This window comes from Flavobacterium tructae (assembly GCF_001853485.1).
GTDB classification, from domain to species: Bacteria; Bacteroidota; Bacteroidia; order Flavobacteriales; family Flavobacteriaceae; genus Flavobacterium; species Flavobacterium tructae.
Window position 1 is genome coordinate 138,280 of record NZ_MIKE01000029.1, and the last position, 25,257, is coordinate 163,536.

Annotated in this window: 20 protein-coding genes; 7 read left to right on the plus strand and 13 right to left on the minus strand. The window is 36.2% G+C overall.

Translation table 11 applies throughout. The annotated features are described in order from the left end of the window. Positions 1-21 precede the first annotated feature (21 nt). The 6 genes from pdxH to pyrR form a co-directional block, all read right to left on the minus strand. The gene (gene pdxH, locus BHE19_RS21855; protein ID WP_070908862.1) at positions 22-666 is read right to left on the minus strand and encodes a pyridoxamine 5'-phosphate oxidase; all 645 of its coding nucleotides are present in this window, start codon (positions 664-666) and stop codon (positions 22-24) included. Between the two features lie 112 nt (positions 667-778). Continuing rightward, the gene (locus tag BHE19_RS21860; RefSeq protein WP_070908863.1) at positions 779-1,684 is read right to left on the minus strand and encodes a ribonuclease Z; all 906 of its coding nucleotides are present in this window, start codon (positions 1,682-1,684) and stop codon (positions 779-781) included. 96 nt (positions 1,685-1,780) lie between these two features. Beyond that, the gene (locus tag BHE19_RS21865) at positions 1,781-2,113 is read right to left on the minus strand and encodes a ribonuclease Z (RefSeq protein WP_070908864.1); all 333 of its coding nucleotides are present in this window, start codon (positions 2,111-2,113) and stop codon (positions 1,781-1,783) included. A gap of 129 nt (positions 2,114-2,242) precedes the next feature. Continuing rightward, positions 2,243-3,172 carry an aspartate carbamoyltransferase catalytic subunit gene (locus BHE19_RS21870; RefSeq protein ID WP_017497616.1) on the minus strand — a complete coding sequence of 310 codons (930 nt, stop codon included), beginning with the start codon at positions 3,170-3,172 and terminating at the stop codon, positions 2,243-2,245. 84 nt (positions 3,173-3,256) lie between these two features. Continuing rightward, the gene (locus BHE19_RS21875; RefSeq protein WP_070908865.1) at positions 3,257-3,898 is read right to left on the minus strand and encodes a DUF6891 domain-containing protein; all 642 of its coding nucleotides are present in this window, start codon (positions 3,896-3,898) and stop codon (positions 3,257-3,259) included. 18 nt (positions 3,899-3,916) lie between these two features. After that, a complete protein-coding gene (pyrR, locus tag BHE19_RS21880) occupies positions 3,917-4,456 on the minus strand; it encodes a bifunctional pyr operon transcriptional regulator/uracil phosphoribosyltransferase PyrR (protein WP_070908866.1) in 540 nt (179 codons plus the stop codon). 293 nt (positions 4,457-4,749) lie between these two features. Here pyrR and BHE19_RS21885 point away from each other — a divergent pair, with 293 nt between their 5' ends. The 5 genes from BHE19_RS21885 (at position 4,750) to BHE19_RS21905 (ending at position 8,458) form a co-directional block, all read left to right on the plus strand. Next, positions 4,750-5,352: a Crp/Fnr family transcriptional regulator gene (locus BHE19_RS21885; protein ID WP_233431411.1), complete on the plus strand. Its 603-nt coding sequence runs from the start codon at positions 4,750-4,752 to the stop codon at positions 5,350-5,352. A gap of 72 nt (positions 5,353-5,424) precedes the next feature. Continuing rightward, entirely contained in the window at positions 5,425-6,501 is a 1,077-nt protein-coding gene (locus tag BHE19_RS21890) for a DUF418 domain-containing protein (RefSeq protein WP_070908868.1), read from the plus strand. A gap of 194 nt (positions 6,502-6,695) precedes the next feature. Beyond that, positions 6,696-7,325: a class I SAM-dependent DNA methyltransferase gene (locus tag BHE19_RS21895; RefSeq protein ID WP_070908869.1), complete on the plus strand. Its 630-nt coding sequence runs from the start codon at positions 6,696-6,698 to the stop codon at positions 7,323-7,325. Further along, positions 7,322-7,828 carry a Crp/Fnr family transcriptional regulator gene (locus BHE19_RS21900; RefSeq protein WP_070908870.1) on the plus strand — a complete coding sequence of 169 codons (507 nt, stop codon included), beginning with the start codon at positions 7,322-7,324 and terminating at the stop codon, positions 7,826-7,828. Before BHE19_RS21895 ends, BHE19_RS21900 begins: the two co-directional genes overlap by 4 nt. A gap of 57 nt (positions 7,829-7,885) precedes the next feature. After that, a complete protein-coding gene (locus BHE19_RS21905; protein WP_070908871.1) occupies positions 7,886-8,458 on the plus strand; it encodes a DinB family protein in 573 nt (190 codons plus the stop codon). A gap of 56 nt (positions 8,459-8,514) precedes the next feature. Here BHE19_RS21905 and BHE19_RS21910 read toward each other — a convergent pair whose 3' ends face one another. Further along, complete coding sequence (locus tag BHE19_RS21910; RefSeq protein WP_070908872.1) at positions 8,515-11,259, minus strand: fibronectin type III domain-containing protein; 2,745 nt, start codon at positions 11,257-11,259, stop codon at positions 8,515-8,517. 240 nt (positions 11,260-11,499) lie between these two features. Between BHE19_RS21910 and BHE19_RS22865 the strand changes: the two genes are divergently transcribed. Next, entirely contained in the window at positions 11,500-11,673 is a 174-nt protein-coding gene (locus BHE19_RS22865; protein WP_017497625.1) for a hypothetical protein, read from the plus strand. 59 nt (positions 11,674-11,732) lie between these two features. Here the strand turns inward: BHE19_RS22865 and BHE19_RS21915 are convergent, their stop codons facing one another. The 3 genes from BHE19_RS21915 to BHE19_RS21925 form a co-directional block, all read right to left on the minus strand. Next, complete coding sequence (locus BHE19_RS21915) at positions 11,733-13,352, minus strand: ABC-F family ATP-binding cassette domain-containing protein (protein ID WP_017497626.1); 1,620 nt, start codon at positions 13,350-13,352, stop codon at positions 11,733-11,735. 168 nt (positions 13,353-13,520) lie between these two features. Continuing rightward, a complete protein-coding gene (locus BHE19_RS21920; RefSeq protein ID WP_233431412.1) occupies positions 13,521-14,321 on the minus strand; it encodes a TlpA family protein disulfide reductase in 801 nt (266 codons plus the stop codon). Between the two features lie 252 nt (positions 14,322-14,573). Further along, a complete protein-coding gene (locus tag BHE19_RS21925) occupies positions 14,574-14,804 on the minus strand; it encodes a helix-turn-helix domain-containing protein (RefSeq protein WP_070908874.1) in 231 nt (76 codons plus the stop codon). 83 nt (positions 14,805-14,887) lie between these two features. Here BHE19_RS21925 and BHE19_RS21930 point away from each other — a divergent pair, with 83 nt between their 5' ends. Further along, positions 14,888-15,121 carry a hypothetical protein gene (locus BHE19_RS21930; protein WP_070908875.1) on the plus strand — a complete coding sequence of 78 codons (234 nt, stop codon included), beginning with the start codon at positions 14,888-14,890 and terminating at the stop codon, positions 15,119-15,121. A 420-nt stretch (positions 15,122-15,541) separates the two neighbouring features. Here BHE19_RS21930 and BHE19_RS21935 read toward each other — a convergent pair whose 3' ends face one another. From BHE19_RS21935 to nagB, 3 genes are all read right to left on the minus strand, one after another. After that, the gene (locus BHE19_RS21935; protein ID WP_233431413.1) at positions 15,542-20,515 is read right to left on the minus strand and encodes a glycosyl hydrolase family 18 protein; all 4,974 of its coding nucleotides are present in this window, start codon (positions 20,513-20,515) and stop codon (positions 15,542-15,544) included. Positions 20,516-21,014: 499 nt separating this feature from the next. Further along, on the minus strand, positions 21,015-23,081 hold the full coding sequence (locus BHE19_RS21940) for a beta-N-acetylhexosaminidase (protein WP_070908901.1): 2,067 nt from the start codon (positions 23,079-23,081) through the stop codon (positions 21,015-21,017). Positions 23,082-23,240: 159 nt separating this feature from the next. Then, entirely contained in the window at positions 23,241-25,178 is a 1,938-nt protein-coding gene (gene nagB / locus BHE19_RS21945) for a glucosamine-6-phosphate deaminase (protein ID WP_017497631.1), read from the minus strand. Positions 25,179-25,257: the final 79 nt, after the last annotated feature.

Consider the following 25,257-nt stretch of genomic DNA (forward strand, 5'->3'; position numbering starts at 1 on the left):
CAAATGTAATAATCCTACAAGCTAAGAGGATAATCTTTCAATCTTCCATGAAAAGTCAGATTGGCTTTGGTAACGAATTCTGTCATGCAATCTATTGGGTCTCCCCTGCCAAAATTCTACCTCTAAAGGAGCTACTAAAAAACCACCCCAATTTTCAGGTCTCGGAATGTGTTTTCCTTCGAACTCTTTTTCCAGTTTTTTCAAATTTTCTTCCAAAAAAGTTCGGGACGGAATCACTTCGCTTTGCTTCGAAACCATCGCACCCAATTTACTTCCATCAGGACGAGAATCAAAATAACCATCTGATATGTTCTCTGATGTTTTTACAGCGATTCCTTTTATGATTACCTGGCGTTCCATCTCCTGCCAGAAAAAAGACAAACACACATGCGGGTTTGCGGCTATCGCCTTCCCTTTTTCCGAATCATAATTGGTATAAAAAATAAAACCTTCCTCTGAAAATTTCTTTAATAAAACCACTCTGGATTTCGGGAAACCATCCAATCCAATTGTCGAAACTGTCATGGCATTAACTTCTCCGTTTCCGCCAAAATCTTCTACCTCATGAAACCATCGGTTGAACAAATTGATTGGGTCTTCGGGAATATTGGTTTCCAATAATTCACTCTTCTCGTAAGATTTTCTATAATTGCTTAAATCGTTCATGATTATTGATTTTAGATTGTAGATTGTAGATTTTTTGATTACGAATTCTTACAAATAAACAAATCACCATTTTGTCATTTATAACTCATCCGTACAACTCACATTTCACATTTTAAAACTCAAAACTCCTCCCGTCATCTCCTAAAAGTGTGTTTGGAAAAATAGTTTCGGCTTCTTCTTTAAAACGTTCGATACCATCATAACGTGTTGAATAATGCCCCAGAATTAACTTCTTTGCATTTGCTTTAAGCGCAATTGTTGCCGCTTCTTTTGCGGTTGAATGTAACGTTTTCAGTGCCAAAGCGGCTTCTGATTCCAAAAAGGTAGATTCGTGATACAAAACATCAACATCCTTAATTATAGGAAGTACGTCTTCATGATACACGGTATCGGAACAAAACGCATAACTCATTGACGGAATAGGATCAAAGGATAATTCTTTGTTCTTTATTACGGTTCCATCGTCAAGTGTAACGTCACCACCACCTTTTATTTTTTGAAAATAGGCTGTATGAATATTGTACTGCTGAACCGCTTCTACATTTAATTTGCGATCACCGGGTTTTTCCTGAAACAAAAATCCGTTCGTATACACGCGATGCTTCAACGGAATCGTCTTTACAATCACCTTATTGTCTTCAAAAATAACTTCGCTTTCTTTTGACTCTAATTCATGGAAAAACAATTTATAGGTCGTCCAGGATTCCGTCAATTTTAATTGAAGCAGAATAAGTTCTTTAATCCCTTTCGGTCCGTAAATATGTAAATCGGTCGTTCTTCCTAAAAGAGAAAAAGTAGAGATAGTTCCAATTAATCCATAAAGGTGATCTCCGTGAAGATGCGAGATAAAGATGTGATTTATTTTGGAGAATTTAATCTTATTCTTTCTAAGCTGTACCTGTGTTCCCTCACCACAATCAATTAAAAATAAACGATTTCTTATTTCTAAAACCTGTGAAGTAGGGTTCGTAATTGTTCTGGGAGTTGCGGCATAACAGCCAAGTATGGTTAATTTCAATTTTATTGTTTATTCGTTTATTTGGTAAATCGTTTAATCGGCTAAAACTAATTCAAATCGATTAAACAGTTAACCGAATAAACAATTAAACTTATTTTAAAATCCAAGGTCTCTTTCGATTTCCTCCATTTCGATAATATCATGCGCTTCCAAAAGTGACGGAACAACAACTAATTTATCTGAAACGGCATTAAAGTCTAGATCTGAAACTACTATTACAAATGATTTTTTGGCTTTCTTCTGCTGCTTGGCAAGGGGTAAAAAGAGTTTCACCTCTTTTTCCGACACATCACTATCTGCTGATAAATCGATTATAATATTTTGTTTTTCAAAGGTTTTAAACTGTTGCGTTACCCTTTCCAAAAAAGCATTAAAATCTCCCTGAGTATCTTTAATTGTAACGGTATGTCCTTTTTGATCTACTTTCATTTTTTTACTATATACACTTCTGATTTGAAAAGCTAAGGTACGAAGTTTTTTTAGTTTTCAGTTCTTATTCCCAGTTCTCAGTTTTCAGTCAAGACTGAGACTGAAAACCGCGACTGAAGACTATATCCATTACTGTTGAATCTTAGATGCGAGCAAATAAATCACCGCCATTCTGATCGCTACTCCGTTTTCGACCTGATTCAAAATAACAGAATGATCGGAGTCAGCCACTTCAGAAGTAATCTCTACTCCTCTGTTAATTGGTCCCGGGTGCATGATTACGATTTCTTTCCCAAGAGAGTCTAGTAATGGCTTATCTACTCCGTATTGCTGTGCATACTCACGTGTCGATGGAAAAAAGTTCACATCCATACGTTCGTTTTGAACACGAAGCATATTAGCAACATCACACCACTCTAAAGCTTTACGCAAATTGGGTTCAACTGTGACACCAAGTGATTCAATATATCTCGGAATCAGTGTTTTTGGCCCGCATACTTTTACCTCAGCTCCCTGCATCTTCAAAGCATATATGTTAGACAAAGCTACTCTCGAATGCAGAATATCTCCTACAATGACCACTTTTTTTCCAGCCACATCGCCTAATTTTTCTCTAATCGAATAACTGTCTAATAAAGCCTGAGTTGGGTGTTCGTGTGCTCCGTCTCCGGCATTCACGATACTGGCTTTGACATTTTTGGATAAAAAATAAGCCGCTCCGGGATTGGAGTGGCGCATTACAACCATATCAACTTTCATTGAAAGGATATTATTTACAGTATCAATCAGGGTCTCCCCTTTTTTAACCGAAGACTGGGCTGCCGAAAAACTAATCACATCAGCCGATAATCTTTTTTGTGCCAATTCAAAGGAAAGTTTAGTTCTCGTACTGTTCTCAAAGAAAATATTGGCAATGGTAATATCTCGTAATGAAGGAACTTTTTTAATAGGTCTGTTAATGACTTCTTTAAAATGATCGGCCGTTTCAAAAATCAGGTTAATATCATTTTCATTGATATATTTAATTCCCAATAAATGATCTACGCTTAATTCTTTCATTTTTATTTCTTTAATATTTATTTGTCAAATTCGTAAATTCCTGGCATGCTCAGTTTTTCAATACTACTACAAAGAACAACTCTTTTATTGAATCATTCTTTCTACAACTTCACTGTAATCCTGCAAATCTCTGGCATCTTCATCAAAAAGATGCTGCCATTTGAATCCTGGAATTTCTATTTTTGTTCTTGCAGATTCATTCCAATTCAGAGTGAAGCCGTTATCTCTTAAAACTTCGGCAACTATTTTACCTACTTCTATTGTTGTCGCATCATCACCATTATCTACTTTCTGGAAAGCGATAAACAAACTTGAATCTTTTACAGCTACTCCTCTTGCTAAATCTTGTTCGTGATAAAAACAATATCCATCAGATTCTACTTCGTTTTCACGCAACGCTCTTTCTACCTCAACAACTTCATACTCCCCATCCGATGTGGTATAACCCGCATTATGAAGTGCAATAATATTTCTGTCGGCTAATTCATCAAACGCTTTTATTAATCTTTCCGTATCTGTTGGACTTTTCCATTGTTTACTTTCTGAAAGTAATTTTTGGTTTTCTTCTCTTATTTTATCAAAAGCCCACTCTTCAGAGATTTCATCCTCAAATTCGTTGTCTTCAATTTCTTCCAGAATATTTTCCTGAATCTCATCAAGAGACAGAAATCCCATTCTAACTTGGTTAAAAATTGATTCATAAATAAAAGCTTCATTCTCTGTCATCCTTTTTTTATTTAATCGTTAATTTGTTATCAAATAGACCACATCTTCACCTTCATTTTCTTTCCAGCTTACCTTAACTTTTTCGCCATTAATAGCATCTACCTGGCGTCCACGATAATCGGGCTGAATAGGTAAATTGCGGCTAAAACGTCGGTCAATTAAAACTAACAATTCAATTTCTGAAGGTCTTCCAAAAGACTGAATAGCAGTTAACGCGGAACGAATGCTTCGTCCGGTAAACAAAACGTCATCAATAAAAATGACTTTTTTATTTTCGACTATAAAATTGATTTGGGTTTTATTCGCTTCAAGCGGTTTTTCGGTGCGGCGGAAATCGTCTCTAAAAAAGGTGATATCTAAATAACCCAGAGAAATTTCGGGCGTTTTGTACTCGCTTTCTAATATTTGTTTCAAACGTTCGGCTAAAAAAACACCTCTTGGCTGAATTCCGATTAAAATAGTATCTGAAAAATCAAGATGTTTTTCGATTAACTGACAAGCCAAACGATGGAGTATGATAGTAACTTCTTTTGAATTAAGTAATACTTTTTGGCTCATAATTAAGTATAATGTTTGGTTGGGCAAATATACAAAATCAGAATTTATTTGTAGTCTCTTTCTAAATACAAATATTTGAATAAATTTTTAGCGTTGTAATAGCACAAAGCATTCTTTTTAAATTCCATAGATAACACCGAATTTCAATTTGTCGCTTATGAAACTATACAAGTCAAAGAACCTTTCGTACAACGTCATCAACATCTCTTAACTTAATCAGATCCTTTTTGCTATTTTATTATATTTGACCAACCAAAACACATAAGATTAGGAGAAAAATAATCATCCTGGCTATGATTACTTTTAAAAACCGAATACATACCGAAAAAATGAATTCCTATCTCATCAAAATAGATACTTTTATAAACAGCCTTGATCAGGAAACCTTAGCCGCTTTAAATAACATCTCCACTACCAGGACTTTAAAAAAAGGGGAGTTTTTATTACGGCAAGATGAAATTTGCAGTAAAAGCTATTTTATAGAAGAAGGAATTGTTAGAAAGTACTACCTCGATGATGGAAAAGAAATCACGACAGAATTATACTTTAAAGATGATATCGCGGTATCTTTTAATAGTTATTGCCTGCAAACGACAAGTAACGAATTCATTCAGGCCGTCACAGACATCACCGTTTCACAAACTGACTTTAAAGGATTTCAGAATGCAAAAAAGCAATTCCCCAAATTGACAGAATTAGATTTGATGCTCACTGAGTATTACGCAATTTGGCTGGAGGATCGATTGTTTCAGTTTCGCACACTGGACGCTACGACCCGCTACCTTAAATTAATTAAAGAACATTCGCATATTATTAAAAACATCCAGCTTACACATATTGCTTCTTATCTTGGAATATCTTTGGAAACCCTAAGCAGGATCCGGTCCAAAATTTAAATGTATTATTTGACTTAAGTCAAATTTCCCGCGATTTTTCATTTCGACATTTGTTTCATAAAATATAAAAAAATGAAACAAAGAATTATAGGATTTGACCTGGCAAGAGCATATGCCATCTTCGGAATGTTTATTGTTAATTTCAATATGGTTTTTGGCTCCCATAACGACCAAAGTACCGTTGCACAATTTATGTCTCTTTTCAGCGGCAACTCAAGCTCTGTTTTTGTGATACTGGCAGGAATGGGTATTGCGCTTATGACCAACAGAGTGGAATATACTCCTGCCGAGAAAAACAAGCTGAGAAATACCATCCTCAAACGGGCTGGTTTTTTATTTGTCATCGGACTTTTGCTTAACCTGATCTGGCCTGCCGATATTTTGCACTTTTACGGTTGCTATATGTTCATAATTGCTTTTATAATTTTTTTAGACAAAAGGTTTTTTCTGTTTCTGGCTGCTGTGGCGATCTTTACTTTTCACTTTCTAATTTTTATTGTTCCCTATGAAACGGGTTGGAATATGGAATCATTTCAATACAAAGATTTTTATACCCTGAACGGGTTTATCAGAAATACTTTTTACAACGGCTGGAATGCTGTATTCCCCTGGATTGCTTATTTTCTTTTAGGAATGTATCTCGGAAGACTAAACTGGAGCAGTAAAAAGATTCAGCAGAAGATGTTTATTATTGGACTTTTATTGTATGTATCGATAGCATTACTTCAATTATTGTCCGGACAATTTGTACTTTCAGAGAATTTACATTTATTTATCAATGCTGATTATCTCCCTCCGTACCTTCCTTTTATGCTAAGCACCTCCGGATTTGCTCTGATGCTGATCGCCTTCTTTATGTACATCGGAGAAAAAAACGGAAATAACCAATATGTACAAAGTTTTGCACCAACGGGTCAAATGACGCTTACGCATTACATTTCACATCTCACCATTGGTTTAATTTTATTTTCTGCACTAACAGGTAATGATCTGGTCCAATATTCAGCAGATCAGAAAGCAACAAAACCAATTTATATTTTACTGTTTTCAATTGCGTACTTTGTACTCAGTTACTACTTTAGTAAACTTTGGGCAAGACACTTTCAGAACGGTCCATTTGAAGCCCTTATGCGAAAAATAACCCGCTAACTAAATTTTACCGGAACCATTGCCCAATCATTTTGAGTCGGCCATAAACTGTCAAAAGACATCTTTGAAGTTAGAGATCGGACTAAAAGTCTACATCAAAAAAACTATTTCCGTCTCTAAATTTAAAATTATATTTTAGCAGTACAACACTTACCTATACTTCTTGCTTACAGACCAAACACAAGATTAAAGCTATGGATCAATACAAAGAAACTTTCGAAACCTGGGATAAAATTGCAACTATTTATCAAGACAAGTTCATGGATTTAAAGCTGTATAATGAAACTTACGACTTCTTTTGCGATGCTTTGAAAAACGAACAGCTTCATATCTTTGAAATTGGCTGTGGTCCGGGAAACATCACAAAATATTTATTATCAAAGAAACCCAATTTAAAAATTAGGGGGATTGACATTGCTCCCAAAATGATTGAATTAGCACAAAAGAACAATCCTTCTGCCCAGTTTGAAGTAATGGATACGCGAGACCTCAACAAAGTAAATCAACAATTTGATGCCATTATTTGTGGTTTTTGTCTGCCCTACTTGTCCGAAGAAGATTGTTTCAAACTAATCAACAGCATTGATAAAATACTCTGTCCTGGTGGTATTTTTTATCTTAGTTTTGTTGAAGGGCATTCCACTGCATCAGGTTTCATTTCGGGAAGTACCGGCGACCGAACATATTTCTATTATCATAATTTAAAGAACATAGAAAAACAGCTTTCTATACATAATTTCAAAATCATTAAATCGTTTGAAGTTAAATATCCAAAATCTGAAAATATTGAAATTCATACTATACTAATTGCTCAAAAAAAATGAAAGAAATCATTGCACTTTCTGAAAAAACAATAACCATAAGCAGAAATGATTTTCTTAAAGTAAAAGGAAGCATAGACGACAATATCTATTTTGTCGAGAGTGGAAGCTTACGGCTTTTTGTTTTGGCTGATGATGAAGAACAAATCATTCGATTTGGTTACCAACAAAATTTAATTGTGTCACTGGATTCTTTCTTAACCGGAAGGCCTTCTGACCTCTGCATTCAGGCCATTAAAAAAACAGTTCTGAAGATCATCACAAAGAAGCAAATAGAGCAATTTTTAAAAATTGAAGCCAATAAAAACTTATGGATTACTATTTTAGAAAACTTAGTAGTGCAGCAAATGGAACGCGAAATTGATATTTTAACCAGTTCTCCAAAAGAAAGATACCAAAGAGTTTTAAAGAGAAGTCCGCAGCTTTTTCAAGAAGTCCCAAACAAACACATTGCCAACTATCTAAGAATGACACCTGAGACATTATCGAGATTAAAAAAGTCTTGATTTCGATCAATCATTTCCGGAAAAACTTTTTGAAACTTTGCTTCAAAAATTAAACCTATGCAATCAGAAAAACTCATACAATTACTAATGGATCACACGAGAGATAGTATCAATCAGGCTGAGAAACTTAAGAATGATACTATACAAACTTTGACATGGAGAGAAAATCCTGCTTCCTGGAACATTTTGGAATGTCTGGAGCACTTGAATTTGTATGGTGATTATTATCTGCCTGAGATAAAAGACAAAATAAAGAATTCGAAAACCTCTTCTGAAACTCATTTTAATAGCGGATTTTTAGGAGGCTATTTTGCCAAAAGTATGCTTCCGAAAGAAAAGCTGAACAAAATGAAAACCTTTAAAGACAAAAACCCATTAAACTCTGAGCTTGACAAAAGTGTAATTGACAAATTCATCAATCAACAATTTGAATTATTAGCATTACTGGAACAATCCAAAAAGGTGAGTTTAAATCGTATAAAAATCCCCACTTCTTTATCCCGTTTACTAAGACTAAAACTAGGAGATACTTTTCAGTTTTTTATTCATCATATCCTGCGACATCTGAATCAAATTGATACCATAAAAGAGTCAATAAAAAAGACAGTTCCCGTACACGAACTGTCATGACCTAAAAAACGAAACCCCACTTACAGACGCAAATGGGGTTTCGAAAAAAAAAAAAACTACTTCACAATTAGTTTAGCCGTAAACAATTTACGGGAATGTATTTTTAGAATATAAACTCCTTTTGGTAAATCCTGATTGATTAGAGAAAACTTATTATTGTTTACATTTTTTGTAGCATATAATAATTTCCCTTCCATGCTGTAAATTTCTATTTCATCAATAGGATATTCAGATTGAATAAAGGTTTCCGTATCATTCTTTGTTGGATTTGGATACACTCTCAAACCATTATCGATTTTAAATTCATCATTGTTCAGATGTGGATCGATTACTTCAAAAGAAACTCTGTTGGAAACTTCATTATAAGAATCGTTAGTAAACATTACCAAAAAGTATTTCCCTTTTTCTGTTGGCAATTCTGTAGCAGCAATATTTTTTGTTCCTTCAGAAAGTCCTTCAAAATAGGTATAACTCACCAGTGGTTTTTCATTCGGATTATCTCCGTCATGATAAATCCCCAACCAGTCTTTTACAATTCCCGGAGCGTCTGTCCACGAAGCGGTAATCTGCTCGCCCAAATCATAAACCGGTTTATTGATCCATAATTCGGTAACGACTGCTCCTACTTTAAAAAATACTTTGTTTCCAATCGGATTAAATCCGTCCTGTAAATAATACTCGGCATAATAATAACCTTTTGGCAGTCCTGTGAAAGATTTAGCATCTGCAGCTGTTGTAACATATTGCCAGCTTGTTGCTGTAACTCCGGATCCGGGATTAACCCCCATTCTGTAAATACCAATCCAGTCTTTTGCCAGTTGCGGACCATTTGTATAATTAATAAGGATAGGAGTCCCAACAGAATACTCGGTTTTATCAGTCGTTAAGGTCGGAACCGGCCCTACATAAAAGTATTTTCGTGGCGCAATTTCCGTATACCCTCCATTTGAAAATATTGCAGCATAATAACGCCCTTTAGTAGCCAGTCCGCTAGAGAAAGTGATAAATCCGCTGGCACTTCCGTCCGTATATTTCCAGGTTTGCGATGGCGAAGAACCTCCCGGAGTCTGCCCTTCTTTGTATAAACCAATCCACGTTGAAGTACTGGCCGGAGCATCCGTAAAATCAACTTTTATAGGTGTGTTCAACGAATAGGTCAAAGCATCTGTAACTATTGCCGTATTTACATTGTTACTTCCTGTAATTGTAAAAGTCTGAACATCGCTCCATGGCGACCATTCAAGATTACGGTCTCTGTATCTTAACTTCACATAGTATTTACCATTTGGAAGTGAATTAGAAGCCAAATCCATTTTAGTAATATCTACACCCAGATTGATGTTTACAGTCGAATCTTTCTTAGTGCCATACTTTCCGTATAAATTTTCAAAATCTCGATATACTTCTTTCTTTACAATATCGAATGTTGGTGTTTGAGAAATCAAAAACTGACTGGTATTCAACTTCTCATCTGTAGTTGTCGTATAAGTCGATCCGGAAACGGTTAGCGGCAATGTATTTGTCGCAGTAAAAGTATTCGTAATCGAAGGTTTGGCAGGTGCCGCTTTGTTTTTATATCGATGAAATTCATCCATTAGCTGGTTGTTCTTCCATTTATCAACACTTCCAATAGAATAACTTTCAATGTCCATTTTTCCGTTTGTCACATCAATATCTACAATTTGGTAAATCCAGTTACAAATGGTTTTCTGTACATCATCAAAATCCTGCTCTGTAGAAGATCCCCAATATTGATCCCAGGCCGTACCTCCCGAAATAATATTATAGGTAGGTGTATTTTTCAATTGTCCGCGGTGATACAAATGATGGTGCGCCCCAATATGCATCGAATATTTTGGAGAAGTTACCAATAACGGCACGGCTGTATTACGAACCCAAGTTGAAATATCACCGACGTATTGCTCTGCCTGATAAGGTCTGTGGCTTAAAGAGAAAATCCATTCTACTGTATTATCCGCATTTGCAGCGGTAAGAACTTTTTGCAACCAGCTTAGCTGTTCTGCCCCTGTATGTTCTGAACTTAAACTGATAAACAAAACATTACCAGCCTGCTGTGCATAATAATTCTCTGTTCCTGACGAAATGCCTTTATACGAAAGCTCACTTATATAAAAATGATCGTAATAGGAGTTCATTCCCAGCGTTCCGTAGGTTTCATGGTTTCCTACTGTGGTCTGGATAGGCACATTACCCGATAAACCTCTGTTCTTTTTAAAATGCACATTTTCGTAATGATCTAAAGTTCCTACATCAACCTGGTCTCCCACCATAAAAGTCATAGAGATATTATCATCAGGAGATGCGTCTTTTCCCCATTTCTGTCTTATTTTTCTTTTGGCCGCTGACACTAAAGAATCATAACGCGGAACAGCTTTCAGTTGATTATCCCCCATAATCAAAAACCGAATGTGTCCATTAGCTGTTGCTGCCTGTCCCGGATTGGGCAATGTTTTAAAAGAATAAACCGAAGACACATCTGCTCCGGTTTTTATTCTGTAGAAATATTTCGTGTTAGGCGAAAGGTTCGTCAGCTTTGCACTATGGTAGAAATAATTACCCGGATAACCTGAATCTGTAAAAACATTTGTATTACCGGTAACAGTAACATTTAGACTCGATGCTGTTGTTCCGTACTCTACGATAGATTCCGGATTACTGTCCGTTTTCCAGTTAACGTAGATAGATGTTGGTGTCGCGTTTTGCAGATAAGGAAATAATTTTTGCGCTTTTGAAGCATAACTTAGCCCCAGAAGCATAAATAATAAGTAAAGTTTTTTCATACGTTTTTTTGTTTAGATCGAACAAAAGTATTGTTCGAAAACGTAATAGCTTTTAAGAGAACATTACCTTTCCCTTATCTTTACTTCTCTTTATTGTAAAGTTGTTTAACCTTTTACACCTAGTTGATTTTAATCTAAATCATAGAACTTTTTAATTAAATCATATAAGATCTTTCTTGTTTTTTGGTCTAATTTTAAGTTATACGAATCAGAACAGCAAGTTCTTAAAACATCAAAGTCATGCAAAATAAAATCAAACGTTTGTTAATGGTATTTGTACTATTATTTTTATTTACGAGCTGCGAAGTTATCGGAGACATTTTTAAAGCCGGAATGGGCTTTGGTATCTTTATCGTTATTTTTATTATTGCGATAATTATCTTCATTTTCGCTAAACTGTTTGGCAAAAAATAAATAAAAAAAAAATCCCGTTCAGCTAGCGAACGGGATTTCTCTTATTATAAATTATAAAATTACAGGTTGTACATTTTTTTTCTTAATTCCTGAATTTTTTCATCGTCCAGGTATTCGTCAAATGTCATGTAACGGTCTATGACTCCGTTTGGTGTTAACTCCACTACTCTGTTACCAACGGTTTGTGCAAACTCGTGGTCATGTGTGGTGAAAATTACGGAACCTTTAAAATTTTTCAATGAGTTATTAAAAGCTGTAATGGACTCCAAATCTAAGTGATTGGTTGGCTCATCAAGCATTAAGATATTGGCTCTCTCCATCATCATTCTGGATAGCATACAACGTACTTTTTCTCCTCCTGATAATACGCGGCTTGTTTTTAACGCCTCTTCTCCGGAGAAAATCATTTTCCCTAAGAATCCTCTAATAAAAACCTCATCACGCTCTTCTTCTGTTTTGGCGTACTGGCGTAACCAATCTACCAAAGTCAGATCATTTTCAAAGAAAGAATGATTCTCAGCCGGTAAATAAGCCTGATTGGTTGTAATTCCCCAATCAAAAGTTCCGGCATCTGCCTTTTGTTCGTTGTTTAAAATTTGGTAGAATGCTGTTGTAGCACGTGAATCTTTAGAAAAAAGAACGATTTTATCGCCTTTTGCCATATTCAAATCAACATCTTTAAACAAAAGATCACCATCGATAGAAGCTGCCAGACCTTCAACATTCAAAATCTGATCTCCTGCTTCACGATCCTGATCAAAAATAATCGCAGGATAACGACGGCTTGAAGGTTTAATTTCAGAAATATTCAATTTCGAAATCATTTTTTTACGAGAAGTAGCTTGTTTCGATTTCGCAACGTTTGCACTAAAACGACGAATAAATTCTTCAAGTTCCTGTTTCTTCTCTTCTGCTTTTTTATTCTGCTGTGCACGTTGTTTTGCCGCTAATTGGCTGGACTCGTACCAGAACGTATAGTTTCCTGAGTAGTGGTTTATTTTTCCAAAATCAATATCAGAAATATGTGTACAAACCGCATCTAAAAAGTGACGGTCGTGAGACACTACAATTACAGTATTTTCATAATTCGCAAGGAAGTTCTCTAACCACGCAATGGTTTCAAAGTCCAGGTCGTTGGTAGGCTCATCCATGATAAGTAAATCCGGATTTCCAAAAAGTGCCTGCGCCAAAAGCACACGTACTTTAATTTTTCCTTCCAAATCACCCATTAGAGTATAATGATCTGCCTCTGTGATTCCTAAGTTAGACAACATGGCCGCAGCATCAGAGTCGGCATTCCAACCGTTCATTTCTTCAAACTGAACCTGAAGTTCTCCAATTCTGTCTGCATTTTTATCATTGTAGTCGGCATAAAGTTCATCCATTTCTTTCTTAACAGCATACAAAACTTTATTTCCCATCAAAACAGTTTCCAAAACCGTATGCTCATCGAACATGTTGTGATTTTGGTTCAAAACCGACATACGTTTTCCCGGTTCTAAATGAATATGTCCTGATGTAGGATCAATATCTCCTGCTAAGATTTTTAGAAAAGTAGATTTTCCAGCACCATTGGCTCCAATAACTCCATAAATATTCCCATGAGTGAAAGTAGTATTTACTTCGTCGAACAAAATTCGTTTGCCAAACTGAACTGATAAATTATTGACTGTTAACATGAATGTCTTTTTAATTAATTTGGTGCAAAAGTATGAAAAAAGGTTCAGAGTTGCAAAGGGGACAATAGTGAAATGTAATCTGTAAAATATAAGATGTTATCTAACCTACAGTTCACCGTTTACAGCTTATATTTTACAGATTACATTTCACATTTTACTGCTTACATTTTACTGTCTGCTTTCTTTCGCCAAAGCGACTTCTAAGCTCTCAAAATTAGGAAGCACTTTAACAATCATACCCTCTTTGTTTAAAATAAAATGCGTTGGAAATGAATTTAACTGCAAGGCTTCATTCATATATGCTTTCATATCGGGAATAACGGAATATGACAATGGTTTTCTTGCCAGAAATGTTTTTAACTGCGCTGCAGCATCTTCTGCAAGGCTTATAAACAGGATGTCTTTTCGGTCTTTGTATTCCGCGGCTAATTTGTTGACTTGCGGAAATTCTCTGATACAGGGTGTGCAATGAATGTACCAGCATTTGATGACCACTATCTTTTCTTTCATCGATTCATTGGTAACCAAATTTCCATCCAGATCTTTAAATGAGAATTTAGGAAAAGCGGTTCCTTCCATTTTGTAATTCTTAAGAGCGTCAAAACCAATCTGGTTCATCGTTGCTTTTATACTGCTATCAGTCCCGGGCTGAATTTCGAATAATTTATAAACATACATTTCGGGTTCTGATTCTAATCGAATTGGGATGAAATTTCCGTTTGCCAGCTGATCTAAAAATGTCTCTTTTGAAATTTCTTTTGAAGAATCAAGAGCAATAAAATCTCTGGAAAGCATGATTTTTTTGCTCTGATAAGCAGACCAGTCTGTGTAGGTTTTTTGAATTTGAACAGGATCAACTTCCGGAGCTCCGAATCTATTCTGTGCGGTACTTATGGCGAAAAAGAGAAAAATTATAATAAAGCTGACAAATTTCTGCATGGAATCTAAGATAATTGTATTTGATCTCAAAAGTAGTGAAAGTTTTTTTTAAACCGCAATGACGCAAGGTTTTCGCAAGGCTCGCAAAGTTTTTTTAAAAGGTTGTGACGCGGATGAAACAGATTCGTTTCACGAAAACGCGGATTTACACTGATTTTTAAAATCCGTTTTTATCTGCATGAGAAGATGCAAAACCATGGAATCTGAGATAATTGTACTTGATCTCAAAAGAGTCAAAAAGTTTCACGCAGATTTTATTGATTTGAGCAGATTCTTTAAAAATTATTTTAAATGTAAGCTAAGCAATTCCGTAAGTTCAATATCTAAAGCATTCGCAATTCTTATAAGAGTTCTTATGCCTGTATTTATTTTGGCTCTTTCAATTCTACTAATTTGATTTCTGGGAATATCACACGCATCAGCCAGCTGCTGTTGAGACCAATCTTTTTTTTCACGTAGTCCTTTAATGTGAAGTCCTAGATTTGCAATAAAAATTTCTTCTGAAATATTCATAAGTCAAAAGTCTAAATTATTTTTTTAAAAAATTGACACAAATTTGTGTCATAAGCTATATATTTGTAAAAAAAACCAAGACTATGACTACAAAAAACCTTTCGCCCGAAATTGAAACCAGATTAAACCATTTTTTTAATGATAGTATTGCCGCAAAAGATATGGCGAAAATGATACGGGAAGTAAATTATGTGCTTTCATTATCTGTACTAAGAGAATACGAAACCATGGGATCTGAAATAAAGGATATTGCCGATAATTTTTACTGGTTCAATAAACTGGCAGAAATTTTAGATCCTTACCTCGATCTTAAATAATTGCATTTGATATCAAAACTTGTGAAAGTTTTTTTTAACCGCAATGACGCAAGGTTCTCGCAAGGTTCGCAAAGTTTTTTTTAAAGGTTGTGACGCGGATGAAACAGATTCCTTTCACGAAAACGCGAATTTACACTGATTTTTAAAATCCGTTTTTATCTGTGTCTTTGCAATAGAAAATCCGTTTTATCCGTGTCCTTTACCTCAACATAAAGATTAAATCATTTTAAACAAAAAAACCCGACAATACAATTGTCGGGTTTATAATGCGCTTCCTTCAGGTGAAAACCAAATAACAAATCACCTCAATTTGCAGCATTTATTCGAAATAAAAATTAGATTAAAAAATAAATAACCAAACTCAATTTTAACCATTCCAACTTTTTATTTCTGTAATTGTCATTCTTCCATACTGTCCTTTTAGTTCAAAAAGTTCATTACTTTGAATGATTTTTTATTTCCTGCTTTGTCCGTCACCACAACTAAAAATAATTGCTTGGTGGTAAAGCTGTAGTTATGAAGCACCACTTCTTTGTTTTGATGAACATTTCTGTGACTTACCAATGGTTGTCCAATAGTATTGAAAACTTCTACCTGAGCAATATCTCCAGAGTCAGTTGTTACTAATAAAGCATCGTTTTTAAAGTAAGCGATAGTCGTGCTTTTTGTTTCGATTCCTTCAGGCAACGCTCTTGCAGCTGTTTGTCCTGCAAAATAAGCGGCATACGCTTTAGATAATTCGGCTGAATTACCACAAGAAGAAAAATCCCAGTTTACAGACCAAGTCATTAAACCTCTCAAAGCAGGATATGGTCCGCCTGGCTGCATCGTGTAGGTTCTTCCTGAGAAAGTAGTTCCGGTTCTTAAATAATGCATTGCATTAATTCCTTCTGTCGGCGTTAAAAAACCACTTCCTGCTGCACTTGGACAAGCCGGTAATGCAATAAGGACTTTTGAAGGTGGTAAACCATCAAAACGCATTCCTGTTGTACCAATGTTGTACCCTTTTATTATCATATCGGTTAGGGCAGTTACCATGTTTGCTTTTTTAGCTGAACCATAATATTGACCGTCTAATCCGTTTTCTCCTCCTGTATTATACAATTGTACGGCTAACAAATCCAACTCATTACGTAAGTTTTGAATGATTGGAAGGAACGAACCAAAAGTATCATTATAGGTAGAATATCCTCCTTGTACGTATTGTGTTTCCGGAGCTGCAGTTAATAAAAATCCAGGTCCATAGTGAGCTTTTAATTCTTTGAAAGCATCTACTACATTTTTTAATCTTGGATAAGCAGAAATACCCGCATAAGAAATATCTCTTAAACCTCCTGCACTAAAATTCATCGATCCACCTTCAAAATCGATATCAACTCCATCAAATTGATACTCGTCAATAATGGCTTTCAGACCATTAACAAAAATATTTTTTTGAGTTACATTTTCTAAAACAACGTGACCGTTTTGACCTCCAATAGAAACAATAACAGGAACGCCGCTATCTCTTAAGGATTTGATATCATTTTTCAATAATTGTTTATTGAAAACTCCATTGGTCAAATATCTGGCATCATTTGTAGTTAGTACCGGTGTATAACCGTCACGGTTAACCGTTTCTACGAATGCATAATCTACTACGTTAAACTTACTTCCTACCATTTGAGAAAAATATAAAAACGGAGCACCGGCATTTTCCCAGGAATGTGCATATCCTAAAATAATATTAGTGGAGGGAAGCGGAATGAATACACGAGCATTGTTAGTAATATTGATGGTATTGTTTAATGTAGTTACAGCAGCTTTATTATCGGTTGCTTTGATTACAACCGGATAAGCCTGATGAGCAGATGGCGTAAAATTATAAGTATAAGTATTATTTGTGCCCGCTGTCATGTTGAAAGTACTTCCATTGATTGTAATCGTAACACCTGAAACCGATCCATCGCTATCCACAGCTGTAACCGAAATTGGCACAACCTGGAAAGAAGGTTGATTTATAGTAGTGTTCACCGGAGCATTCCAGGTAATTACTGGCAATGAATTAGGACAATTTGTCCCTGAACATTGTAAAGCAAACGCTTTTGTATTTTCTGCAGTCGCACCGCTTGATGCAGTTACGATTGCTTTTAATGTATAATTTTTATTGAAATCTGCTAAAACCGGCGTCCAGTTTGCTACGTATTCTGTTCCTGAAAGCGCTGCTGTAATATTTTGTCCGTTGATGTTGAACACCACTGATGAAATAGTTAAGCTGGCATCTACACTTGCAGTTGCTTTTAGCTGTATCGCAGTTCCCGGAGCAATAGCTACCGTTGCTGCAGAAGGTGCTGTAATGGTAACCTGAGGTGGTGTAACCGCATTTCTATTGAAATTATAAACTGTTGGTGTCGTTGGCATTGCAAAATTTGCCAGATTATTTGGGAAGTAACTTACTTCACCATTTTGCCAAGAATTTAATTTCAAACTTAAAACTTGCGCATAACCCGCTGTAACTGTGTTGTCATAGCTAAAGTTCCCCTGAGCATCTGTTGTTGCCAAAACGCTTTTCCATGGATGCGTGTTATCGGTCCAAGGCACAATAAGTTCTACTTTTGCATTTGCAACCGGAGCTGTACCATTTTTAACAGTACCACTAATTAAATTAGCACTTACCAAATTTTGCGTAAAGTCAAGAGTTTTGTTCCCAGACTCTGTTGTCGAAACTGCTGAAACCGGAGCAAATGTTAAGTTGGTTTTAGCAACAGATACCTTATAATCTGATCCTGAAGTTAAACCTGCAAAAGTATAAGCCCCATTTCTATCTGTTGTAGCAGTTAAAACTGTCGTACCTGAAACTGCCGAAACTACAGCTCCTGATACCGGAGTAGTTCCGTTTAGCACTTTTCCGCTCATTGCATAAGAGGATGTTCTTGCGGTAGCGGCAGTATTGAAATTATAAACCGTAGGGGTTGCCGGAACGGCAAAACTGGTCAGATTGTTTGGAAAATAATTAACGTCATTATTTTGCCACGCATTCAATTTCAAACTAGAAACAGTAGTATATCCGTCTACAACTGAATTGGCAAAGCTATAATTTCCTTGTGCATCTGTAGTTGCCAAAACGCTTTTCCATCCGTGTGTATTGTCTGTCCAAGGTAAAACGATTTCTACTTTAGCTCCTGCAACCGGAACTGTACCGTTTTTAACCGTTCCGCTAATTTTATTGGTTCCAACGTTATACTCGGTTAAATTCAACGTTTTGTGGGCTATTAAATTGCTATAAACTGTTGAAGCCGGAGTATAGGTTTTACCGGCAGCCGCAGCCGTTATGGTATAGTTCCCTCCTGATGGCAAACTAAGACTATAACCACTTGCAGTAGAAACTGCTGCAACAGTTGGTCCTGCCGATGTTGCCGTAACAGTTACCCCCACAGCAGGTGTAGTTCCGTTTAAGATTGTACCACTAACGTTATAATATACGATTGGATCACCCTGAGCAAAATTTAACGTTTTGTTGCTGTCAATTGCATTGTAAGTTGTCACAGCTGGTGTATAAGGAAAGCCAGTTTTGGCAGCTGTAACTGTAAAATTAAGTCCAGCAGTTAAACCTGTAATACTGTAGGTTCCATTAGTACCGGAAACAGCAGTTAAAACAGTCGTACCGGAAGTTGCTGTAACTGTAACTCCTGAAACTGGTGTAGTACTAGTGCCAACTACAATAGTTCCACTTACTGTATACAATGGCTGTGTCCCCTGAATCACAACTCCTGTCTGATCAGCAGCAACATTTGTTAAGCTAACCGGTGTAAAAGTATAGGCAGACTTTATTGCTGTAAGGGTATAGTTTTGATTCTTTGGTAAATTATAAAATGTAAAGTTACCTGTTGGAGACACTACACTTTCTAAAACTACATTACTCGCATTTCTAATCTCTACAGTAACGTTAGTAACCAAAGCTGTTCCATTTTTTACAGAACCTCCAATACTCACTGTACCTTCTACGATACTTTTAAACGAAGTATCTACCTGAGTTAAAAGTGAATTAGGGATAGAACCTCTGGTATCCTGAGATAATTCCCAAATCATACCACCGGCCAGATTTTTAGATTTGATGTACTGTACTTTTAAATCCATTGATTGTTTATCTTCATAACTGATAAACTGTTTCAAACTACTATTGTACAAATAAGGAACTTTAGTGGTGTTATCAAAATACCTTACCCAACCTGCAGCAGCTGCCGTTGGTGTAACTAACATAGTATTTGGATCTAAAAAAGCATGTGAATTGGTAACCGGATTTCCAACCAGGCCACAAATTTCGATACTTCCGGATTTCTCACAAGCTGCCGGTCCGTCCCAGGTTCCTGTTGGGTTTTGCGGATTTGTACAGCCTGCAACATTATATCTTGGTGCAGCAACAAATAAGCCCGGAAAGTTTGGATTGGTTCCGTTATTGGCAACGTTGTCAAATTTCTTGCCGTAAAAAGGTAATCCCATGATTAATTTATTGGCAGGAAAACCAACTACATTCAAATAGATGTTCGTTAACTCATCAAGTGATTCTGACTGAGTTGCACCATACAATGGATCATTCGGGTTTCCGCTTCCATAAAGAGGAGCATTATAACATGTTTTATCATACCAGTTTCCGCCAAAATCATATCCAAAGTAAGTGATGTAATCACAATACGTTGAAATATCTTCGGTCATTCCATACGTTGCCCTGTTGTTTGGCCCTAAATATTGTTTAGGTACATTTCGAACATTGTTTCCGGCCGCAATAGTTACCAGTTTATTAGGCATTGCCTGACGCATGGCTTTTAATAAAAGTACAAGGTTTTTATTGTCATCCGGGTGGTATTTTTGTGGAGGAACCGGGATTCCGTTCACGATTTCGGTACCGTCTGTTCCTCCCATAAGAGGATACTCCCAGTCGATATCAAATCCGTCAATAAACGGATAAGTGACAATGAAGTTTGCCATATCTGCAGCTAAAGCAGCTCTTGCCACCGGACTTGCGGCAATTGGAGAAAGATCCTGACCTTTAGTCCATCCTCCAACAGAGATTAAAATTTTTAAATGCGGATACTTTTCTTTTAACTTTTTCAAGTCATAAAAATTCCCTTTTACAGGAGCATCCCATGGAATTCCGCCTTCCGTATGCTCATAATCAGCATAGGTATCCAAACATTTTAATTTTGTATTCTCCGGACGGGCTGGGTCAAAAGTTGTCCCGTAAAAAGAATAATTCAAATGGGTTATCTTGCTCCCGTCTATCTTGGGAACGTTGAAATCCCGGGCATAAATAGCCCATTGCGCATAATACCCTACTACTTTTTTGCCGTGGGCTGGTTGGGCCGACGCAAGTAAGGGAAACAGTAACATAAAGAGTAATCTGTAATAATGTTTCATAGTTAATAAATATTGGTTAATAGATAATAAATATTCCAATTACAATACCTTACCTGCCAAAATGCGGCAAATAAATACGATAACCGGGGTTCAATACACCGCGAATAAATAACATCACGACACACTGGATTTTTAATTCATTACTTCTAAAAATAAATATTACTATTACTGATCCTAGCCATAATCATTAGTGAATAGTAGTGACTGATATTTATTTAATTTTTAAAAAAATTAGTTTAAACACAGAAGATAAATTTGGGATTCATCAATCTAAATACTTTACTTTTTGTCATGTTTGTGGTATGCGACTTACTATTTGGTTTTTAAATGTTAATACTTCTTTATATGGTTATAATTGTATGCTTATTCTTTGGTCAGGAGTTAAAGATTTAGTGAAGTCTACCATAATTATCTCTGCCAAAAACCTGTATGGCAGAGATAACGAATTACTAAATAATCATGGTAAAAAAACATACTAAATACTAACTCAAACAAATCTTTAAATTAATTTTTTAAGACTTTCATATACTGACAACTCAACATCAGCGTGGTCTTTACTGTTACATAGTTCTATTAAATTTTTCAGATCATCTCCTTTTAACGTTGATTTGTTATCTAAAGCAAGTAATAGTTCTTGTGATGCATCATTCAATTTTTTAGACAGAGGTAAAAAGTGTTGTATCAAAGGTGCATTTGCACTTAATTCTACCAGTCCTTTGTTTACAGCAATCCATTTGTTTAAAAATGCTGTTACTTTTTCTTTATTCTCCGGAGTTTTATTTGCTAAATATTGCGCTACTGCATCGTCAAAAGCCAAAGAATCTTTAGCATCCGGTGTACAGGCATCAGCAAAAAGAGTTAACGGAGAGTACATTTGATATTCGGTTCCTCCTTTGTTTCGTTTATACCCTTTTAAAGGCTCGCAAACATTTGTAAATTCCTCAACGAAATTTGTATTCTGATTGTTCGATATATTTCTTAAAATCACATCCTTATTACGAATGTGTGTCAATCCCAGTTCTTCTAATCTAAAAGAAACTACATCAAGACGTTTACGCATGCTGGCCAAATCGGTTATATCTTCGGCTGACCAAAGTCGTTCTGCAATTGCAGCTGTTCTTGGCCAAAGTCTGGAATCAATTGTTGTTGAAGATACAAGCTCTGTCCACATTGTTGCTTCACCTCCCAATACTCTCGCTTTTTCTTCAGTGGATAAATTGGCTCCCTTTGGCATAGGGTCATTCAAATAATGACTTGCCACCGGATACATTAAATCAATATAATACCCATTAGACATTACAGTTTTATATCCTTTTTTTACGGATTCAATTAAGGACTGACCTGCTACTACTCCTTCATTAGGACCTCTCCAGGCATGAATAATGGCATCTTTTGACATGTTTTTAGTCAAAATTTCCTCCCAGCCCATTAACTGTTTCCCATGTTTTTTAAGCATCGGAATTAACTGCATGGTAAAATAAGTCTGCAGTTCATGATTGGTTGTTAACTTATTTTTCTTTTTAAACTCCTGAATTTTTGGATTTGCATCCCAGTCCTTTCCTTCGTTTTCATCTCCTCCGATATGAAAATAAGCGCCTGGAAATAACGGGCAAACCTCATCAAATAATTCACTTAATAATTGGTATGTTTTAGGATTTGAAGGATCTAATGTTGGTGAAAAAATCCCCGCATTTCTTTCAATTCCATAGGTCGCAATTGCGGTTCCCTGAATATTTTTTTCAGAAGTTCCTCCTGTCAGTGTGATTACTTTACTTCCAATCTCAGGATAAGCGGTAAGTATTGCAGATGCGTGACCAGGAACATCTATTTCCGGAACGATTAAAATACCGCGCTCATCAGCATATTTTACGATATTTTTAATTTCCTCTTGTGTGTAATACATTCCATCCGAAGCTTTTTCGATTAGTTTTGGATGTTTTTTCATTTCAATTCTCCAACCCTGATCGTCCACCAAATGCCAGTGAAGAACATTCATTTTCATAGCGGCCAATCCGTCAATATTTCTTTTGATCACATCTACCGGCTGAAAATGCCTTGCTGCGTCGACCATCAGACCTCTCCAGGTAAATCTTGGAAAATCGGAGACTTTTGATACCGGGAAATAAAAGGAGTTGTTTGTATTCTGCAACATTTGCAATAAGGTTTCAAGCCCGTGCAGTGCCCCTAAATCGCTTGTTGCATTGATTGTAATTTTGTTTGGTTTGATATCCAGGTGATAACTTTCATCTTCATACAAACCAATTTTTCCACTCTTGGTACAATTGATTTGAAGCTCAGCTGTTGGAACTTCATTTAATTTGGTAATAAATCCTTGTTCGAAAAAAATACCGGTTCTACCATCTAGTCGACGCAAAAAGCGAGTTACTCCACCAAAAATTCGGGGATTTGGATTTCCGGTAATATTTACTTTAAAATTTTTATTTAACGCAAAATTACCATCATTTAACACAACGCTTTGAGGCCAGGGCATAAGATTTAACTGCTCTTTTTTAATCTGAGCACTAGCAGTTACACCCGCTAATAGTAGGACTAATAAATATTTCATTTTTTTTGTTTTTGGAAAGATGTTGCTTTTACACAACATTAATAATAAATAATAGAAGCAAAACTCAGAATGATTTCGATTGAACCCTCACTACTCCTAATGAAATCAATCTGAATTTTGCATTGCGATCCACTCTCACCCGGATCTTATATGGTATTCTTAATAATCAAAACGTTTAAAAGCTTCAATGGCTTCGTATTCTGCCAATCCTAGTTCGTCATATAAGACGGCAGTATTTTTGTTGCGGTCTTCGGCTCTTACCCAAAATTCTCTTGAGTCATTGCCTTGGAACATTACACGGTCTTTCTGTGACTGATGGTACAAAATCGCATGGCGTTTAAGCAATACTTCTGATGGAGAAAGCGGAACGGCCATATCAATTTCGTGAATGTCCCATTCGTGCCATGCACCACGATACAACCACAACCAGCAGTCGTCCATGTACTTTTCCGGTTTCAGTTGTTTCATCGCTGCAAAAATCGCATTCAGACAAACTTCATGAGTACCGTGCGGATCTGCTAAGTCTCCCGCTGCAAATACCTGATGGGGTTTGATTTGTGCAATGATGTCCTTTACAATAGCAATGTCTTCAGGACCCAATGGATTCTTTTTTACCTGTCCGGTTTCATAAAACGGAAGATCTAAAAAATGGGTGTTTTCATCTTTTAAACCAATGTATCGGGTCGCTGCATAGGACTCTCTTCTTCGGATAAGTCCTTTTAATTTGCGAACTTCCAGGGAATCAATTTGGTTCTCTGATTTGTTATTCAAAAATTCAATTACAGCTTTAAAGTTGATTCCCGAGGCAGCATCACCAAGAAAATCCTTAGCCACTTCGGCAAATTTAAGTGCCTCGTCGTCTGTAACGGCTATATTTCCGGAGGTTTGATATACCACATGTACATCATGACCTTGTTTGATCAGTTTTGAGAAAGTTCCTCCCATAGAAATCACATCGTCATCTGGATGTGGACTAAAAAGAATCACTCGTTTTTTTGCCGGATTGGCTCTTTCTGGACGATGCGAATCGTCGGTATTGGGTTTTCCACCCGGCCATCCGGTGATGGTATGCTGCAAAACATTAAACATATTAATGTTCAAGTCGTAAGCAGAACCTTCCTGCGCCAAAAGATCCGACATTCCGTTGTTGTTGTAATCACGGTCTGTTAATTTTAAAATAGACTGTTTTGTTTTTTGGCACAACCAAACAATCGCTTTGCTTTTTAATTCTTGCGTCCAGATACATTCTCCTACTAACCAAGGCGTTTTGAAACGGGTTAATTCTGAAGCTGCTGACTGGTCTAATACGAAAGTCGCATTAGGGTGGTTTTGTAAAAATGTAGCCGGAACTTCAGAACTGATATCGCCCTGAATGGTTCTCTTGATGATATCGGCTTTGTTTTGTCCCCAGGCCATTAGTACAATTCGTTTGGATCTCATGATGGTAGAAACCCCCATAGTGATCGCTCTTTTTGGAACGTTATCGATTCCGTTAAAATCGGAAGAGGCATCCACTCTTGTAATGTGATCCAGTGTAATGATTCTGGTTCCCGAGTTGATGTGGGATCCAGGTTCGTTGAAACCTACGTGACCCGTACGGCCAATTCCCAATAATTGAAAATCCAGTCCTCCTGCATTTTTAATATTCATTTCGTAATCGATGCAGTATTGATTAAGTTCTTCAATGGCAACGGTTCCGTCCGGAATATTTACATTTTCGGGTTTGATGTCAATATGATTAAAAAGATGCTGATGCATGAAATAATGATAGCTCTGATTGTTCTCTTTGCTCATCGGATAATATTCATCCAGATTAAAAGTGATTACATTGCTAAAACTTAAGCCTTCTTCTCTGTACATTCTCACCAACTCTTCATAAACTTTTATAGGAGAAGAACCTGTGGCTAAACCTAATACGCAAGATTTATTCTTTTCTTGTTTAGATCGGATTAATTGCGCAATTTCCTGTGCTACAATTACCGAAGCTTCTGCGGAATTCCTGAAGATTTCATTGTGGATTTTCTCAAATCGTGTCTCTTCAAATTTCCCCGCGCTTTTATAGCTGATATCAGGTTTTATTTCTAAAGCACTTTTCATTTCTTTTCTTTTTATAACATTTACAATTTTGGTTTATGAAATGGCATAAACAACTCGCGCTGTTTACGCCATTTACTAA